The 18,430-nt window shown below is 43.3% G+C and carries 21 protein-coding genes; 3 read left to right on the plus strand and 18 right to left on the minus strand.

Annotated features, from left to right (window positions below; all coding sequences use genetic code 11):
* Window positions 1-140: 140 nt before the first annotated feature.
* The 12 genes from BLR15_RS08070 to BLR15_RS08125 form a co-directional block, all read right to left on the minus strand.
* On the minus strand, window positions 141-1,091 hold the full coding sequence (locus tag BLR15_RS08070; RefSeq protein ID WP_092986413.1) for a carboxypeptidase-like regulatory domain-containing protein: 951 nt from the start codon (window positions 1,089-1,091) through the stop codon (window positions 141-143).
* Between the two features lie 51 nt (window positions 1,092-1,142).
* The gene (locus tag BLR15_RS08075; protein ID WP_092986415.1) at window positions 1,143-1,928 is read right to left on the minus strand and encodes an ABC transporter ATP-binding protein; all 786 of its coding nucleotides are present in this window, start codon (window positions 1,926-1,928) and stop codon (window positions 1,143-1,145) included.
* A gap of 88 nt (window positions 1,929-2,016) precedes the next feature.
* Window positions 2,017-2,790: a DUF1307 domain-containing protein gene (locus BLR15_RS08080; RefSeq protein ID WP_092986417.1), complete on the minus strand. Its 774-nt coding sequence runs from the start codon at window positions 2,788-2,790 to the stop codon at window positions 2,017-2,019.
* A gap of 192 nt (window positions 2,791-2,982) precedes the next feature.
* Complete coding sequence (merA, locus tag BLR15_RS08085; RefSeq protein WP_092986419.1) at window positions 2,983-4,302, minus strand: hypothiocyanous acid reductase MerA; 1,320 nt, start codon at window positions 4,300-4,302, stop codon at window positions 2,983-2,985.
* A gap of 75 nt (window positions 4,303-4,377) precedes the next feature.
* The gene (locus BLR15_RS08090) at window positions 4,378-5,025 is read right to left on the minus strand and encodes a pyridoxine/pyridoxamine 5'-phosphate oxidase (RefSeq protein ID WP_092986421.1); all 648 of its coding nucleotides are present in this window, start codon (window positions 5,023-5,025) and stop codon (window positions 4,378-4,380) included.
* A gap of 140 nt (window positions 5,026-5,165) precedes the next feature.
* On the minus strand, window positions 5,166-5,870 hold the full coding sequence (locus BLR15_RS08095; protein WP_092986423.1) for a ferredoxin reductase domain-containing protein: 705 nt from the start codon (window positions 5,868-5,870) through the stop codon (window positions 5,166-5,168).
* Window positions 5,871-5,990: 120 nt separating this feature from the next.
* Window positions 5,991-6,782, minus strand: coding sequence for a GNAT family N-acetyltransferase (locus tag BLR15_RS08100; protein ID WP_092986425.1), 792 nt, complete (start codon window positions 6,780-6,782; stop codon window positions 5,991-5,993).
* Window positions 6,783-6,858: 76 nt separating this feature from the next.
* The gene (locus tag BLR15_RS08105) at window positions 6,859-8,277 is read right to left on the minus strand and encodes a plasmid pRiA4b ORF-3 family protein (RefSeq protein ID WP_176754101.1); all 1,419 of its coding nucleotides are present in this window, start codon (window positions 8,275-8,277) and stop codon (window positions 6,859-6,861) included.
* A gap of 54 nt (window positions 8,278-8,331) precedes the next feature.
* Window positions 8,332-8,790 carry a GNAT family N-acetyltransferase gene (locus BLR15_RS08110; RefSeq protein WP_092986429.1) on the minus strand — a complete coding sequence of 153 codons (459 nt, stop codon included), beginning with the start codon at window positions 8,788-8,790 and terminating at the stop codon, window positions 8,332-8,334.
* Between the two features lie 85 nt (window positions 8,791-8,875).
* On the minus strand, window positions 8,876-9,289 hold the full coding sequence (locus BLR15_RS08115) for a GlcG/HbpS family heme-binding protein (protein ID WP_092986431.1): 414 nt from the start codon (window positions 9,287-9,289) through the stop codon (window positions 8,876-8,878).
* Between the two features lie 107 nt (window positions 9,290-9,396).
* Window positions 9,397-10,491 carry a hypothetical protein gene (locus BLR15_RS08120; protein WP_092986433.1) on the minus strand — a complete coding sequence of 365 codons (1,095 nt, stop codon included), beginning with the start codon at window positions 10,489-10,491 and terminating at the stop codon, window positions 9,397-9,399.
* Window position 10,492: 1 nt separating this feature from the next.
* Window positions 10,493-11,662 carry a hypothetical protein gene (locus BLR15_RS08125; RefSeq protein ID WP_092986435.1) on the minus strand — a complete coding sequence of 390 codons (1,170 nt, stop codon included), beginning with the start codon at window positions 11,660-11,662 and terminating at the stop codon, window positions 10,493-10,495.
* Window positions 11,663-11,917: 255 nt separating this feature from the next.
* Between BLR15_RS08125 and BLR15_RS08130 the strand changes: the two genes are divergently transcribed.
* Window positions 11,918-13,027, plus strand: coding sequence for a M24 family metallopeptidase (locus BLR15_RS08130; RefSeq protein WP_092986437.1), 1,110 nt, complete (start codon window positions 11,918-11,920; stop codon window positions 13,025-13,027).
* Window positions 13,028-13,060: 33 nt separating this feature from the next.
* Here the strand turns inward: BLR15_RS08130 and BLR15_RS08135 are convergent, their stop codons facing one another.
* Complete coding sequence (locus tag BLR15_RS08135; RefSeq protein ID WP_092986439.1) at window positions 13,061-13,591, minus strand: DinB family protein; 531 nt, start codon at window positions 13,589-13,591, stop codon at window positions 13,061-13,063.
* 11 nt (window positions 13,592-13,602) lie between these two features.
* A complete protein-coding gene (locus BLR15_RS08140) occupies window positions 13,603-14,157 on the minus strand; it encodes a GNAT family N-acetyltransferase (protein ID WP_245696695.1) in 555 nt (184 codons plus the stop codon).
* A 114-nt stretch (window positions 14,158-14,271) separates the two neighbouring features.
* Here BLR15_RS08140 and BLR15_RS14045 point away from each other — a divergent pair, with 114 nt between their 5' ends.
* Together BLR15_RS14045 and BLR15_RS08145 are read left to right on the plus strand one after the other, a co-directional pair.
* Entirely contained in the window at window positions 14,272-14,439 is a 168-nt protein-coding gene (locus BLR15_RS14045; protein WP_176754102.1) for a hypothetical protein, read from the plus strand.
* Complete coding sequence (locus BLR15_RS08145; RefSeq protein WP_092986443.1) at window positions 14,436-15,080, plus strand: DsbA family oxidoreductase; 645 nt, start codon at window positions 14,436-14,438, stop codon at window positions 15,078-15,080. Before BLR15_RS14045 ends, BLR15_RS08145 begins: the two co-directional genes overlap by 4 nt.
* Window positions 15,081-15,189: 109 nt before the next feature.
* On the opposite strand, the gene BLR15_RS08150 is transcribed toward BLR15_RS08145, so the two are convergent.
* The 4 genes from BLR15_RS08150 to BLR15_RS08165 all read right to left on the minus strand — a co-directional run bounded on the left by BLR15_RS08150 (window position 15,190) and on the right by BLR15_RS08165 (window position 18,411).
* Window positions 15,190-15,579 carry a hypothetical protein gene (locus BLR15_RS08150; protein ID WP_092986445.1) on the minus strand — a complete coding sequence of 130 codons (390 nt, stop codon included), beginning with the start codon at window positions 15,577-15,579 and terminating at the stop codon, window positions 15,190-15,192.
* A gap of 45 nt (window positions 15,580-15,624) precedes the next feature.
* Complete coding sequence (locus BLR15_RS08155) at window positions 15,625-16,218, minus strand: group-specific protein (protein ID WP_092986447.1); 594 nt, start codon at window positions 16,216-16,218, stop codon at window positions 15,625-15,627.
* 19 nt (window positions 16,219-16,237) lie between these two features.
* The gene (locus BLR15_RS08160; protein ID WP_092986449.1) at window positions 16,238-16,861 is read right to left on the minus strand and encodes a GNAT family N-acetyltransferase; all 624 of its coding nucleotides are present in this window, start codon (window positions 16,859-16,861) and stop codon (window positions 16,238-16,240) included.
* 125 nt (window positions 16,862-16,986) lie between these two features.
* Window positions 16,987-18,411, minus strand: coding sequence for a hypothetical protein (locus BLR15_RS08165; RefSeq protein ID WP_143003943.1), 1,425 nt, complete (start codon window positions 18,409-18,411; stop codon window positions 16,987-16,989).
* Window positions 18,412-18,430: the final 19 nt, after the last annotated feature.

Raw genomic sequence — 18,430 nt, forward strand, 5'->3', positions numbered from 1 at the left:
GTCAACTACCATTATACAAGATTTGGGGAGGTGCTTCTTTTTTTAACTCTCAAAACTGTTGGGAGACATGGGGTTAGAATTATGAAATTCATTCAGTTATTTAATATATACCACATTTTTATGGATTAAAACATATTAATTTAATTCTTTCTTAATTTTTTGAATAATAGTACGAATAAACTGATTAAAGCAAACACGATGCCGGTACCAATCAATGTCCAGTCCATTGAACTTAAAGAACCAGTTTCTGCAGCCATCACATCCTCATCCGTTTCAACAGGCTCGGATGTTTCTTCTGCCTCTTCCTTTTTCTCTTCTTCAATTTCAGTCAGGTTGATTTTCATTCCCCTTTTACTGCGGTCTGTCACTTCCAATTCAACCGTTGACTCGGAAACTTCATAATCTTCAGTCGGTTCTATTTCTATCTCATAATTGCCAGAAGGAACTTCTTCGAATAAAAAGCTGCCGTCTTCATCAGTTGTCACACTCTCTTCGTCAAAAGTTCCACCGCTCAACGTGAGTTCGATATCACTGACGCCTTCGCCCGCTTCGTCAACCGTTTCCCCCGAAATGGAGAAGACTTCAGAATCCAAAGTGTTCACATCGACAGATGGCTCAGGTTCAACCTGTTCTTCAATCACCGGCACCTCTTCGACTGGTTCTTCAATGACAGGCTCCTCCTGAACAGGCTCTTCATATTGTTCTACGGGTTCCTGCCCCTCCCAGTTGCCGCCGTCATTATTGTAATAATTTTCGTCGCTATCATAGTTGTTGGTATTATCATAATAATTTTCGTCATTATTGTAATTATCATTATTATAATCGTTATAACTGTTGTTATTATTGTACCAACCGTCACCCCCGTTATCATATGACTTTTCCGGTTCTGTCCAGTCACCCTGTCCGGACGGCTCTGAATATTCATTCTGCTGTTCCTGCTGATTCTCGTTCAATGACTCATTTTGCTCTTCATTATTTTCATTATTGAAATTCTGACCGGGCTGCAGTGTGTTTGCCATTACACCCGCAGGTAACAATACTAATACAAGACTGGATATTATAAAAAGCAGTTTAAACTTGATGATTCCCACTCCTCCATTAAGTTGTACATAACCACATTAAATATAACATAAATTGTATGGTTATTTACTGGAAATCGACAGCCATGGGCGTTTATTTTCCCAATGGATTTTTACAGGCGTTTTGTAAATATCACTGAGATTTTCCGATGTCAGGACATCCTCTTTTTTGCCGCTGACGACGGCTTCCCCGTCTTTCATCAGCAGTACATGGGTGATGACATCCGTAATTTCCTCGATATGGTGGGTGACATAGATCAGATGGCTTTCACGCTCTTTAATACTCTCAGTAATTCCGAGCACATCTTCACGCGATAATATATCGAGACCCGAACACGGTTCATCCAGTATGAGCAGATCCGGTTCCGTCATCAGCGCACGTCCGATGATTGCACGTCTTTTTTCACCCTGGGACAACGTTCTGTAATACTTGCCATGCAAATAATCCAGTCTCAGATCAGCCATTATGCTTTCCGCTTTCCGGCGGTCTTTATCAGTCACTTCCTGATATATGCCGAATGATGAAAACTTGCCGCTCAGTACAATGTCTTCGACTGTCTGGTTGTTCAATGTTGCATCGAATCTTTCCAGTGCAGTTGAAACCACACCAATCCTTTTTCGCATTTCAGGAATGCTCGCCTTGCCAAAAGTCGTGTCGAGTATCGTGACATCTCCCATCGTCGGATAATTATACCCCGTCACAATGTTGAGCAGAGAAGTTTTACCGGAGCCGTTCAACCCCAGCACAGCCCAGTGTTCACCGCTCTTTACCATCCAGTTGATATCTTTCAGGATTTCCTGTCCGCCCTTGATCCATTTAACATCTTCAATATTGATAATCTTATCCATATCTATCTCTCCCGTTAGACGTTTACCCCTATCATAGTCGTTTTTTTACAAAAAAAGAAGACAGGCGGTCCCTGTCTTCAAAAATTTATCATTCACCTTCAGCCTCTTCATAGCCTGAGTTCAATAATTGCTCTTCAGACTGCTCCATACTGATGAACTGTGCTTCATCCGCCTCTTCATCAAATTCAGCACCTTCAAGAGCGGATACTTCAGAAATATCAGCGACAGTATAGTCCACTTCCAGCGTTTCAATGACACCTTCATCACCGAATTCGATGTTGTGCTCAACACCTTCTACACCTTCATAATCCGGAGATTGCTGTTCAAGCAGCTCCCTGGCCTGTTCTTCATTTTCTACCCCGAGCGCCTCGTAAGTGATGTCACTTTCAGAAGTCTGTCTCTGAACTTCATCATCTATATGGTAATAGACCAGTTCATTGACAAAGCCCTCTTCTTCAAGAATGAAAGTTTTTGACTGTTCTTCTCCAGCAGCGGCATCCTCACCGGCATCCGCTTCATCGGACGTATCAGAGGCAGATCCTTCAGTTTCTGTTTCTTCTGTACCACTTTCAGATTCTGTCCCGGATTCTTCTGAGCTGTCCCCGGCCTCTGATCCGGTGCTGTCCTCTTCTGCAGGTTCTTCAGACTCTGACCCTGTTTCTTCTTCAGATGCACTTTCCTCTGATTCCGTTTCTGAGCCTTCTTCTCCACCGTCTGCAGTATCATCAGCACCTTCTTCTGTTGTTTCTGTTTCTTCAGTCGCCGCATCATCACCTGTATCTGTGTCTTCTCCGCCATTTCCACAGGCTGCAATAACCAATGCCATGCCGCCGACAGTACAAAGCTTAAGTAATTTCTTCATAAAACTTCCCCTTTCGATTGTATTAAAAAATACTTTTCAAAACGACAATAAAATATTTCAAGAATAATATAGTTTATTTGCCCTCGCTCATTCTCTATTAAACAATATATTTCACATTTACTCATTAATCATGCCAAATAAAAAAAGTTGCAGTCAACCTGTATGGTTTTCTGCAACTTTGAATTCTTAAAATTATACATCAAACAAATTGTTGAATGATTCTGCCATCGTCGGATGTGTATAAATATTGTTTTTCAATACTGTCGCCGGAATATCATGGTCGATCGCGAGTTTGATGATATTGATGATTTCCTCGGAACCTTTACCATAAAGACTTGCTCCGAGCACTTTATCCGTCTCTTTGTCAACGACCGCCTTGAAAACACCGCGCTCGTCATTATTCACCTTATGACGCGGGATTTCTTTCACCGGAACTTTGCCTTCCAGCACTTCATGCCCTTTCTTCCTGGCCTGTGAAGCAGTCATGCCGACTTTTGAAAACGGCGGATCGATGAATACCGTATATGGTACGGCACCGCGGTTTTCAGTGGTCCGTCCACCGTCGCCTTTCAGCTGATCATGGACAATCCTGAAATCATCCAATGAAATGTACGTAAATTGCATGCCGCCTTTCACGTCGCCGACAGCATAAATATTTTCTGCTGTCGTCCGAAGGTTATCGTCCACTGCCACAGCACCATCGTCATCAAGCTTCACGCCGGCCTTTTCCAATGCAAGCCCTTCAGTGTTCGGCACACGTCCGGTGGCTACGAGCATGGCATCCGCCTTGAATGTGGCGTTATCCGTTTCCACGACTACAGAGTCGCCATCGTTTGAAACTTTCGTCGTTTCCGTGCCGCTGACGAATTCGACGCCCGCTTCCACCAGGTCATCGTAAACTGCTGTGCCGATATCTTTATCCTCTTTGATCAGCACGTGTTCAGCCCGGTCGATGACGGTCACTTTTGTACCCAGTTTGGTGAATAAAGAGATGAACTCCAATGAGATATAGCCGGCACCGAGGACGACGAGTGAATCCGGTTGATGATCCAGTTCCATGATGCCTTCTGAATCAAAGATATTTTTTGTCGTATCGATACCTTCAATTCCCGGTATATTGCTTTTTGCACCAGTATTGATGACAATCGTCTCTGATGTAAATTCTTCTTTAACATCTTCACCGTCTAATATTTCTACGGTTTTACTATCTTTGAAACGTGCCGTATTCGTATATACATCAACTTTTTCATTGTCTGCGAGATTATCGTAGTTCTTTTTATTCAACGCATTCACAACATCAATTTTCCTGTCCATCGCATCTTTGAACGATTGGCCCCGTCCGGCTTCTTCTATCAGTGTCTTCGAAGGGATGCAGGCAACGTTGATGCACGTACCGCCATACATTTTGCTGCTTTTTTCAATCAGGGCGACCTTTTTACCGTCACTGCCGAGAGCGCCCGCCAAAGTTTTTCCGGCTTTACCGAACCCAATAATGATTACGTCATAACTCATTTAACACCCTCCATTAATAGTCAATACTGTTAATATTCCCGGAATTGATGATTCAAAACCAGGCGGGTGCCCGGTCTACGGCCAGAGCAGATGCTTACGCCAGCCGTCCTTACTTCTTTCGTATTCGAGGCGGATGTGCGCCAGATCTGTACGCGCCTGGAAAAATTCCACTTTTTCCGGTCTCACTTTATACAGTGTCCACGTTTCATAGGCTTCTTTATCGTTTTCAACCCGTTCCATCGCACGCTGCATGTCACGGTCCAGTTCGTCCATGCTGCCGAGTACCTCACTTTGCTTCGCAATGATCGACAGTGCTTTCGATGTATCATTACGTCTGATGAAGTCCTCTCTGTTCTCATCCTCATTTGCAATATCCACCCGCCCGGCAATACGGATCTGTCTGCCGACTTCACGCCAGTAGAAAGTCATCGCGCCATTCTTATTGTTTTCCAAATCCCGACCCTTCCGGCTTTCAGAGTTCGAACCGATGATGAAGCCTTCAGAATCCATGTCGCGCAGATTCACAATACGCGCACTCGGCACACCCTCCGCGTCCGCTGTACTCAATACGAAAGCACTCGGTTCCGACACCCCCGCATCAACCGCATGGCCGAACCACTCATAAAAAGTCACCAGCGGATTGTCCGGTGCATCTTCAATTTTGAATGCCGGATAATCCCCGGATAAGGCAGGATTTTTATAAATCAATTTTTTTATATCCATATGACATCTCCCCTCACATTGAATACCATGATACCGGGTAATTGTTAATTTTTACAGTGGCAGTATCAATTACAGAGCGAACGAAAATACACAGCAAAATAAAAACACGCTCAAAATTGAACGTGTTTTACTGTATGAATTTATACAAGGAGCGCCTGTCTCGATTGTTCATGCTTATCCAGCATGATCTGTTCCGGACGGATACCCTCACTGCGCAAAATCGCTATATTTTCACTCAGAAATTCGTCGCTGCCGACAACATAGAAAAGACCCTCTTTATCTTCTGCCAACTGCTTCACCCTGTCGTAATAGCCGCTCCGGTCATCTACAAACTCAGATGTCAATCCATTAAGTCCTTCTGGTGCGAACAAGTCCGGGAACAAGTAATTTTTCGATGAATCTATATTGAGTGAATGGATTTTATTCACCATATCAGAGTTGTTCAGGTAATCAAGAACCAGCGGCCTGAAAGTTGCGATACCCACACCGGAAGATAACAAGTAAACCGCTTTGCCCTCTCTTTTAAGCGGCACATTCGAGTGTGTTTTGAACAATGCAACCTGTCCGCCGATTCCAAGTGCGTCAAGACGTTCTTTGAACTCAGAACGCTCTTCTCTTACACGCGTCGTGATCCCGATCGCCTTTTCGTCAGGCAGAGTACAGATCGACATATGGCGAATCAGACTTCTGTCCGGCTTCTCACCCGCGTTGAAACCCTCCAGTGCCAGATGCGTATGTGCACCCTCTTCCCATGTGAACCCTTCAGGGCATTCCAGTATGTATGTTTTAGTCTCAGGTGACTCCTCGACTACATCTTTAATCTTCGTCCAATAAATTTTAACCATGTTAAGTGCTCCTAATCATATTAAGTATGTCATTACATATTAATATACCTTAAGTGATAACGATTCTCAATTAAATGGCTTTAAGACAGCCTGTTTATCCTTCTTTCATTGCTCCAAGTTTTAAATCTTCTTTTTTACGAAAATATATTCTGCATGATCATCATGAACTTTTAAATGTACTGCAGAATAACCTGCATCAAATAGCTGCTCAAATTTCTCCCGTGTTTTCAGACGCCAGTCCAGTGCCAGTCCGGGGCTTTTCACCTTTAACTCTTGAAAATCTTTCGGTACAGCGAGTGAATATGCAACATCATCCGATTCACAAGTCTGTTCCCCGACAAACACCGGCAATCCATCTTCATTCTTCCTGACGGCATTTAACGGCACTGCATGTTCCAGATCAATTTTTGTCCTCTGAGTCACATGAGGACTATTCAAATGCCAGTGCACTTCAAAACGGTCCGACGGGAGCCCTTTGTTCATGCCGTCACTCATCTCACCGTAGCAATTTTCAATATATGTATGACACACCGCATTAAGCTTGGACAAGTTCAAATAACCATTCCGCGTTTCAAGCGGATCAAATGTCCACAGAATCATGTCATAACCCTTATCTATCACAACTTCCCGCTGTCTCCATTTCAGTTTCTCACCGATTTTCCTGGAGCGGTATGCCGGATCGACAGCAAGCATATGTGAACATAAATAACTTTTATCATTTTTAAAACCGGGGAAGCCGTAACTGAAACCGACAATTTCATCATCCACAAAAGCAGCGAGCATCAGTCCCCCGTTCTTCACTGAAGTGAACGTCTGGTGTGTCGGAATCGGAGACATTTCCCACACACGCTCCTCCATATCCTGGACCAGTTTCAGTTCCTCCATTGTTTTCAGTTCTTTTATCACTGGCATATTCCTCACTTCTTTCCTGATCAATGCTTCATATTGTACATGGAATTATATGATTGTTTTCCATCATAGATTTATTTCAATACACATCATCATTCATAATCGGCGCACCGCCAGCAAACAGTTCTTTCAACTTCTTATTGATCTGCTGTTTCTGATATGTTTTCCTGTAATTCGTCGATTTCACCCACATTGTCACATCTTCATGTTCGGGGTGGGTTTCATCCTCTAATATCCTCATCGTTTCTTCAAAACCGTGCACGCCGCCTGAATCTTCTATAGGAATCGGACCTTTTCTTTTATCCACCGAAGGGTATACGACTGGCGGTTCTTTCAGCAGTTCCATCAGTTCCACATCATGCTCCCAATGGTCACCGTAATCATATAAGTATGTCAATTCGCCATGTTCTATCAACACGCCGTCAACCATTGTTTCAATTCCATTCAAGTGGATGGTGCCCGGCCTCGAAAATTCTGCATTCTCTTCATAAGTGCCATACATATGGATGAATTTATCGCCCGCACTGAACTTTGCAAGATGTGAGGTCCACCAGCCCATCGCTCTTTGAATGACCAGATGGAGTTCGAAAAAATTCAGTCTTGCCGGGATGATCAGTTCACGGATAATCGGTACATGGGTATCTTTCAAAGTCACTTTGACCCGCATGGCATTGTATTCGGCAAGGCTTACACCACCTTTGGCAATTGCAACCATCCGCTTCAAATTCACATGCTTCAATGTCTGAAAGACTTCGGGATAGATGCAGCCGTGGCTGTCTATTTCCATAGACATACCGAAGTGGAACAGTGATTCTGTTTTTTGATTCACTTTAAAATAACGGTCATCATTCTCTACAGCACTTTTCAAAAATAAGATTGTTTCATAAGGCAGGTTGACCAGTGCCTTTTTCATATATTCCGGATTGGTCAGGACACTGTATATGACATCTTCCTCGGTCTGTCCCATCCCATGGTCCACCGCAAAATTCAAATTTTTGACGATGATCTGTAACCCGTTAAACGGATACATTTCCAGTTCATTCTTCAAAGTGATATCTTCTCCGATGCCATGCACAAGATTCCGGACATGTTCCGGCAGCTTATTCAGATATTCAGAATCTGTCTCCAGCTCCTCGTCATCATCTGTCAAGAGTTGCTCGAGGGCATCAACATCAAAGATGAACTTCTTCAATCCTTCAACGGCTGTCCTGTGTATCACACCCTTGCCGTCCTTATCTTCCAGCAGCAGGACAAATCCAGTCAGCATCGGATATTTTTCAGGTTTGTAATCCACCGTATGGTACTGTGTCAGCGTCGTCGTCCTGGTCAAACGTTTGATCAGATTGACTTCCATATCAGTCAATTCATCTGCCACAACTTCAAGGAAATAATCATCCGCCGTCCTTGCAGACAATACTTCCGCCAGCTCCTCCAGATCATTGATCGTTTCAAACGCTTCAAGTCCGATGTTGGCACGCACCAGATCATTATTTGACAAAAATTTTCTGTAAAATTGTAATGGATTCATATTCATCATCCCCATATGTAAAATTCATTTCCGAACATCTAGCTTCATCAATACTTCGTTATATTCTTCATCAAATCCCGTCCGTTCAAAACCCAGTGATTCAAGTACATATTTCATGACTGCATTCCCATCAACATAATCCGCAATCAGCACATCATAATCTTCATCGTTTCTTGCCATTTCCATCACAGCTTCAACAATCTGCCTGCCATAGCCTTTCCCCTGATACTTAGCGTCCACCATCATCCGCCAGATCATGTACTCACTTTCTTCTGCATCCAGATCTAAAAGCAGGAAACCGACTACTTCATCTCCATTGTACACGGCATATGGAAAAACATCTTCATTTTTACGGTACAGCCAGCATTCTGCCAGTGATCTGACATTCGGTGCGACGAATCTCGATTTTTCCTGATCATCACTCACCTTCAATTGGATCACTTCATAAAAATTTTCTTCTGTCACTTCTTTCAATTCAATCATAAAACGATTCCCCTTTTTTTCGGATAAAATAACTGCCACTATAAATTGTATAGTGACAGTTGGCTTTAGTCTATCAAATTCATAATCAATTATTGTCTTTAAAAGCTTTGACGCCCGCTTCTGCAACTTGTACGTCCTGTGCGACTGCGCCGCCGCTGACGCCGACTGCACCGATGACTTTGCCGTCTTTCTCAAGCGGTATGCCACCGCCGAAGACAACGATGCGTCCGTCATTTGTTGTGTTCAGGCCGTATAGTTCACCGCCTGGTGCCGCCGCTTCTTCGAGATCTGACGTCGGCATCTTCAATGCCACGGATGTCCATGCCTTGTTTTTTGAAACATCAAGGCTTGCAATCCACGCATCGTCCATACGATGCTGTGCAATCAGATTTCCGCCGTCATCAACGACTGTGATGACCATCTGCACGCCGATATCCGCCGCTTCTTTTTCCGCACCATCAATCAGTTTCTTTGCAAGTTCCAGATTCATTTCACTCATTCTGTTACCTCCTGAATATAGTTATTCGGAAAATCACGTATTTTGGCCGGTATGACTGGTCATGATGTATTCTCAGATTAACACATTCAGCCTGCAGTTTACAGAATTCAGGCCTCTTCCCCCGCATCTCTGTACTGTTCACGATATCTCTGACGGTAGCCGTATGTGCTTTTCCTGATCAGGTTTTTATCCTGGACTCCGGTGCCGATGGCCGCAACGATTGTCGTGAGGGAAGTGGCAAACCATGCGACTTCTATATAGAACATGATGCCGATTTCATCAGGTATGATGTGTTGGACGACATAATCAGGCGGCAGCAGGACGACTGCACCTGTAAAGAACATCACGAACAGTATGCCGAAGTAGACCAGTACCGACAGGAAGAGTGTCATCAGCGTCGCACCGTTGTACAGCCTCAGTATATGCCGGTTCCTTTTGCCCTTGAGCGGTTCCCACAGATTATGTGAAATGATGATCCACAGTGCCATGGCGATGATCGCCATCAGGGATATGGCCAGAAGGCGCCCTGTCGGGAAGACATTGCTCAAGTTCCACATGGTGGAAAATATCATACTGAAAGTCCCTGTGGCAAAAGCAAGTGCGACAACATTGCTCAAACTCCGCATCATATTGAACGGGTTGTTTGCCCAGGACATGCCGCTGATCAGCCTGAATCTTCCCCGCCATCCATCTTTCATATAATAGACGGAATATGCTGCATCCGTTTCTTCGAAGTATCCATCTTCATAATATATTTTGCTGGTCTTCAGATAGCTGTTGAATTCATCTTTCAAAAGCATCTTATCGCCATTGTGCCTGATATTCTGAATGATGGACACGATCGTATTGACTGTACTTTTCTTTATCGGCGGCCAGCCGTAGGCCGGAAGTGATATCAAGCCGATATCCGTGCCATTGTTGATATCCACGGCAACGATGTTGCCATTACGGTATATCGGGAGGTCGGTGATGAATATGATATGGTCCCAGCCATATTTTTCACGGTATTCATCGGTTTTTTCATACAGCTCCTCTACCTGCTCCGCATAACCAGTCAATGGGTCGACATATGTGCCGACTTCCCATTCAATATCCGGATCCACCCGTTCATTGAGTGCCTCAGGCAGTTCTTTCCTGATCTGCTTGGCAAGAATATCAGGTGTTCCGGGCGCGGCAACGATACCCACATATTTTGTCTCCATATCATTTTTCCTCCTCATCGGCTGCATCATGGGACTGCTTCTCACCGGAGTATTCTTCATCCTCTTTGGATTCAGGCGATTGCTCCGCCTGTTCCTGCTCCTCTTTCAGCTTTTTGTGACGATACATCTGGCGGTACGAATATGTGATATTTCGTATTTTCTCCTCTTCTTCCACAGTGGAGCCGAATGCCCCGGCCAAAATTCCCCCGGATGAGGCAAACCATATCAGGCTCAGGTAATCTGCCCACTCCACATCATGTTCCACTTCCGTCCATGTTTCGAAAAGACCCATGGGAACAAATAGCAGAACAGATACTGTAATGAGCAGACTGACTGCAAAGTAGTTGACAATCGTCAGAGTCAGCAGTGTGAGGATCGTGGTGAAATTATACAGCCGCCGGTAAGCAGGCTGGTTTTTAGTCGTACGCTTTTCCCATATATTATGTGCATAGATAAGCCAGCCCACCATGCCAAAGACAGCAATGATCATCAGCAGTATGAAACGCCACAGGGAATAATCAAGACTGAGTTCCCACGGTGTACGGAATATTGAAATGTAAGTGCCGGTTGCGAATGACAGAGCCACAATCGTCTTGAAATTGCCCAACTCTTTCCACGGCTCATTCAGGTAGGTCATGCCGGTCACCAGCCGGATCCAGCCCCCTAATTTCGATTTGATGACGTACCGGTGCTTACTCTCCCCTTCTTCCTCAGGTGTCACTTCGATCAGTTTGCTGATGAAATTCGGTTGTACCTTTTCAGTATCTTCAGGGTCGTGAGTGCCATACAGGACTTCTATATGATGCAGTAATAGCTCTTCGAGCTTTTTTTTATTTCTGAAGACACCGAGCGCCGGCACAGAAATCAGAGATATTTTTTCATCGTAGTTAAAATCAGACAGAACAGCTTTCCGGTCCGATATGCTGGGCAGGTCACTGATTGCGATTGCCATATCCCATCCGTTGTTCTCTTTGATGGTTTCCACCTTGTCGAAAATCTCATTGACAAATTCTGCAGAACCCGTCAATATATCCGTCCGGTATTCAACCTGCCAGTTCTTTTCCTCATCGATTGAATTCCCGGCCGTATCCTTCAATCTGTCCAGAATATCTTCGAGTAATTTTTTAGGCAGACCCGGTGTTGTGATGATGCCAACGACCACTTCTTTCATTGTTTCACTCCTTGCTGTACCCATTTAATCTTAAATATGGACCCTATATGAGAATTCAATATGTAAAAAAACATGATAAATCCATATAACAGGTCATAAAAATACCTTTTCTGCATACTCTAAATATATTACCCGTAAATACTGAATATTAACCGGAGATTCAGCTTTCAAATAAAATTCATCCTTCATTAACGCTTTATATGTCATTAAAGTTTCATGTACGATGGATGATAAGAGATAAATAGGAGGAATATGATGTCAATCGATTATAATTTGAGAGTAGAAAAATTAACTGAGTCTTTCAAAGACAGGAAAACGGACTTGCTCGTCATCACAGACCCTGTAAATATTTTTTACTTCACTGGGTTTTATGCCGATCCACATGAACGGTATATGTCATTGGTATTGGATGTTGAACAGAGGGAGAGTCATTTATTCGTCCCGGCACTGGATAAGGATGCTGCTGAAGTTGCCCGGGTGGATCACATCATCCCTATTTCAGATGAAGAAATTCCATTTGAGATACTGTCATTGAATTTACCGAAGGATATTAAAAGTGTGGGAATTGAGATGAATGTGATGACCGTCGCGCATCAAAATGGATTGAAAACCATATTCGACGACCCTGAGTTCATGGATATTCAGGCAGATATCAATGCACTCAGAATATATAAATCAAGAACAGAAGTCGAAGGCTTGAAAAAAGCGGTCAACATTATTGAGAAAGTGCTTGAAGATGGGTTGAAGACCATCAGGGAAGGCATGACTGAAGCAGATCTTGTTGCTGAATTTGAATATTTAATGAAGAAACACGGCTCAGCGGGACCGTCATTCTCCACCATGGTACTTGCGGGTGAAAAAGCGGCTCTGCCCCACGGTACACCCGGTGACAGAAAACTCAGGAACGGAGATTTTCTGCTGATTGATTTCGGTGTCATCACCTATGACAGATATTGTTCCGATATCACCCGTACATTCATCATCGGGAAAGCCGATGATAAGCAGAAGGAAATTTACGATATTGTTAAACGTTCGACACAGGCAGGTGTGGATGCCGTGAAGGCCGGAGTCCCGTTAAAAGAATTTGATATCGCCGCAAGAAGTGTCATCCAGGACAGCGGCTTTGGTGAATATTTCAACAACAGGGTTGGCCACGGACTCGGGATAGAAGTTCACGAAGCCCCTTCAATCCATCATCTGAATGATGATATTGCACAAAAGGGCATGGTCTTCACCATCGAGCCGGGCATTTATATTCCTGCGTACGGCGGGGTCAGAATCGAAGAGGAAGTTTATATTAATGAAGAGGGTGAAGCTGAAGTGCTGACAAGCTTCCCGAGGGATTTGAGGGAAATTTCTTTATAATATATTAAAACCAGTATACAAAATATACTGGTTTTATTTTTTATGAGCTCTTTCCCGCTCCATCAGCACATTATAATGGTGCTTTTCATGAATCAGCAGAAGCTTCACTGACTGAACCACATTCGGATAATCCGGTACTGGATCGGGATATCTTATTGTGTACGCTTCATCATCACTTAATTTTTCTGCCAGCCTTTTCAATTTCTCCGTCTCTTCCTCCAGCATCAGCCTGAGCTCACCTTTGGAATACAGTTTGTCCATATCCGGTTCCAAGATCTTCGGTGCTTTCATCGTCGGTCCGGCATATATGTTTTCCATCTCACCGTTATATTCTGCGGTCTTGAATCTGCCGATTTTCATCACCATCCGGCTTAAGGGCAAATAGACCAGAGAAGCCTGTCTCGTCAATTTCAAAAGTAAGTAGCAGTGATAGACGACTTCGCCGATACTCCATTTATCAGAGTGGGTTCTTCTGTAGATATTCCCGTTGAATTCATCTGTCTTAAAATATTCATCCCTTAACGCTTCCAGTTCATCAAATGCCTGTCTGATTTCTTTATTCATACCCTCACCCTTTATCCAAAAGCTTTAGTATATCTCAGTACCCCGCTTACATTTTCGAGAGCATCCAATTCGAGCGCTTTTACGAGAAAAGCTTCATCCGGCACTTCAAACGGTGCTGTTATACCAAATTCACTCGCCGGCTGATACCCGAACTTGCCGTAATATTCCGGGGAACCGAGAATGCTGATATAATAATAGCCAAGGTTTTTCGCTCTCACTTCAGCTTCTCTGATCAGAGCGGTCCCGATACCTTTATTCTGCAGTCCCGGTCTGACAGCAATCGGCGCGAGTGCCAGGCCGGTGTTGTTTTCCCCTTCTCCGACAGCCACTTCGCTGAGCAGTGTATGGCCGACCACTTGATATTCTTCCACAGCCACCAGTTCAAGTTCCGGGTTGTATGTCTTCTCCGCCCGTATCTTTTTGACCAGTTCTGCTTCACCCTGATAGCCGTACTCTGTTTCTGTGAAACTGTCCCTGAGTAATAATTCCACTTCATTGAATTCAGTTACATTAATCCCTCTGACTTCCATCTCTTTCTCCTTTACACAGACATTTTCTATTTTCAATTCAGCATTCAAATACCCCTTACTCAGGCAGTTTAATCGTTCTTGTGAATTTCAAATGTTACAATTAGTACTATTAGTAATCTTGTATTTAACGGAAGGGGCAGACTCATATATATGAAACACAATGAAAATGTAGCAGAAAATAACAATGAGTCCAATGATACACAGAGCGAAGTGATAGAGTTGAAATCCTTCAGTCTGGACAGTTCGGCAGGCATGATGTGTGATGCCGACACTGGTATTTGCGGACCACTCAATGAAGAGAAAGAGGATGAAAAATGAAAATAACAATTTGGTCAGATTTTGTATGCCCGTTCTGTTTTATCGGACAGGCACATCTGGATACTGCACTTGAAAATTTTGAGCATAAAGATGATGTGGAGATCGAATATAAGAGCTATCTGCTGATGCCGGATGCGGAATATCAGCCAGGTGTTTCCTACTATGATTTCTTTGCAGGCAAATTCGGGGTGCCGGTTGAAAAAGCGAAGGAACAGCTTAAACAGCAGGCAGAAACAGCGAAGGATTCCGGCGTCATCATGAATCATGATATCGCTAAAATAGCGAATACTTTCAACGGCCACCGTGCTTTCCAATACGCAAAAGAAAACGGCAAAGGTACCGAATTCTTCAAACGCTTCTATGCCGCACACTTTACAGACGGCGAAGTATTGAGCGATGCCGATACGATTGTACGCATCTCCGAAGAGATCGGTTTGAACGGTGAAGAAGTACGCGATGTCGTAGAAAATGAAAAGAATACAGACAAAGTTGAACAGGACATCGGCCAGGCACAGCAGCTCGGCGTGCAGGGCGTGCCGTTCTTCCTCGTAAATGATAAATACTCCATCTCAGGCGCACAGCCTGTTGAACTTTTCCAGCAGGCGCTGAACCAGATTTGGGAAGAAGAGCAGAACGCATAATAATCTGTGTCAAAATAAAAAGTCATGCCGCACATTGTGAGGGGCATGACTTTTTGACTCTGCACGGGCGGTGCTGCACATCTTTTCAGTATGAATGACTGTAGATTGATTATCTCTCTTCGAAATTTTCTACCCCTGCGACTCTCTGTGATTCAAAAAAATCCTGGAAGTAATACTCAAGTGAATACCGGTCCAGGTAGTCTTTATAAAAGATCTTCCCTTTATCATCCGACGTTTCGGATGGTAAAGCCTCAAGTATAAATTTATCCATTGAACCGATTGCCTGGATGACGTCTATCTCCAGATCATAATTAAAGTGGGCAAGAGTAACAAAATCAGTCTGACCTTCATGCAGCAGTTCCAGGGCATGAAACACATCATCAATGGTAGGGGTCTCATTCTCCCCCTGATCAATGGACAGACATGTATATGGCTGTTCTTCCTTGTCTTCAATCGGCTGATCCGATTGAAAAAATTGCCTCAGATTAAATAAACCCATGATATCTCCTTTCCTTTCATTTATTTCCCGGGTAATAAACCCCGCCTAAAAGTGACGGGTCTCTTCTTCTACTGTATCTTCTATATCTTCGCTCCAGTTCACGATTTCCACATCATCAATCCGGACTTTCCCTTTGCTCAACACATGTGGCACATAATGGAAAATCCCGACACGTTCATCCTTCTCACTCTCATCGACAAAATATTTGAGTGTGTCCGACGGCAGTTCTTCGAGTTCGCTGTAATCTTCAATGTTCAAATACTCCAGATTTTCCGGAGCGATGGGTTCCGCCGGCCCGTTATAATACTTCTTTTCATATCGATACAGTACATTTTCATTATCTTCCAGACGTTCAATCGGTATTTTGTAAAATTTCATATTTTCTTTCAGATTCAAATCCAGCTTCTTCAATTCTTTATAAACATGGTGAGGATGCAGCGTGGAAAAATGAACCACATCATTCCACAGACAGTCGAGCAGCGGCACTTCCCTTTCCATCAGAAATGCCCGCTCCGGGTGATCGTCATACTTGCTGTTGTATCTCGCATAGAGGTTCTCATCGATATCTTTCATTCTGTTCAAAGGAATAAGGTAATGTCCCGACATATTTTTAGGTACCATGTGATAAACAAAATTCATGACTTTTCCCCCATTTGTATTAATTATCGTTCAAATCTTTTAACATATGGAAAGCTGTGAAATCTTCCTGTTGAATGGAATAGATCATTTTAAAACCCAGTTTTTCATAGTAACTCACATTTTCTGCATTGGCTGTATAAAGATATATTGGCCGGCCGGCTGCTGCAGAATAGTCGTCAAGCGCATTCAGCATTGTTTTACCGATGCCCTTGCCCTGATAATCAGGACTCACTGCAAGCATTTCCAGTGTGATCGCTTCTTTGGGAATGTTTTTAGGCTGCTGCATCGCTTTATACAGTCTGAAAAGCTTTTTATACTTGACCCTTTTCGCAACCGGCAGGACTTTTCTCAGTCTTTTCAACGTTTGTTTGAAATGTGAGAAACCGTGTCTGTCACTGCTGACTTTCACAGTCGATACCCCTGCAACACTGCCTTCATATAACACAACATCTAGTTTTTCATCATGCTTTTTAAATACTTCCAGTTCTATTTTCAACACTTCGGCAAACAGTGCCTCCGTTTTTGGATCACTGAAATCAAATGTATTTACAGCAAACTCTTCAGTCTGAAAACTTTTTGCAATGATGTGCGCTGCCTCATCAAGATGTTTATTTTCCAAAGGGACGATTTGTACTGAACTCATAACTGACTCCTTAAGGTTCTCGTTTATTTACTTTTATTATACAGTAAATACCCTGATAATTTTACCGATAACAAAAAATAGAAAGAAGTTGCCGCTGTGGTTCAAAGTTTGTAAAAGTCGTTACTTCACTTCAACTTCTCAAGTTCTTCTATCATCGCCGGACGGTGCTGGTATTCTGCGGTCCATTCTTCAATCAATTGATCCACGCGATCTCTGCCGTCCGGATAATCCAGCATGCCTCTTGTAAACTCAACTATTTCACGGTACAGCCGGCGTTCGTTGGCCATCTTCATTCTGCCTCTTGCGAATTTTTCATATATATCCAGCATTTCATCCGGGTATTTATCTTTTAAGTCGGCTTCATATGTGAGAACATCGCCGGAGTATGTCGAATTCTGTACATATTCGAGAATACGTTCTTCCAGGCCTTCATTTCTATAGTAGTCGGCAAGACGCGCATTTTCCGGAAGTGTCTCAAAAATTTCTTCCCGTACTTCTGCCCACTCTTCTTCACTGTACTGCGCCTTCAGCTCATTGAAAGGTTCGAGGCTCTGAAGTTCATACTTTGTAGTAAGCAGCCACAATTCTTTGAGATAGGCTTCACGGTTTCTCTTTATTTTATACAGTTCTTTCAGCTGAATGGTATATTTTCTGTTCAGTTCATGTCTTTTAAATTCAATTGCTCTGCCTTCTTTTAACAATTCTATCGCTTCATCATACTCTGCTTTTGAAATATGCCGCTCTATCGCGAAGTTTCTCACTTCAAACAAATAAAGGTGTTCTGCGATGAATCGTTCGATTTTATCCTCGTCCTCCATCTGTTCTGCCAATTCCAAATAAAATTTCGCCCATCTTTCTTCATCAACGGGATAGGACCATGGCTGTGTATCATCTTCCAGCTCTTCAATCTGCTGGCCGGCGATCTGGAGTTTTCTTTCCATCTGATTGGGTTCCCTGAAATTATTTATTAGAAATTCCAAGTACTGGTCAGGGTCTGTCGTATCACCCAGATGGTCTCGTCTTGAAATGATCCACCTGAACATGGTGGCGGTGATTGTTTTCGGTCCCTGATTTAAAATGGCCTGCCAGACTCTGAAAATTTCACGCATAATATCATCGGTGACGCCGCCGGAATCAACGATATTCAATTTATTCAGTCTGAGGAAAATCAACTTGGTAATATCAAACGCCTCATCGAAATACTTGTTGTTCACGAGACCCGTCACATCTTCAGTCAGGAAGTCATTCAGGCCCCTTTCCATTCTCATCGCTTTCCTGTACGGTACAAAACTGCCTGTTTCCACATTGGGGTTGACGATTTCCTGATATCTTTTTTTGTACTGGTCGAAATCTTCTTCCGTCAATTCGTTTTTACTGAGAAGACGAAGACGCATTACCAGATTTTCATCTTCATTGAGCAGATTCACGACAAAATTTTGAAGGGTTTCGTGATCTGTATTTTCTACAATATCTCTTATTTCGTTAAGGTTCGTCATATTTACACCTTCTTTTAATTTCTCATTATCCTGATTATACATCAGCCTGCTCATATAAACAGAACATTCCGCA

It is taken from the genome of Lacicoccus qingdaonensis, from assembly GCF_900101075.1.
Classification (GTDB): Bacteria; Bacillota; Bacilli; order Staphylococcales; family Salinicoccaceae; genus Lacicoccus; species Lacicoccus qingdaonensis.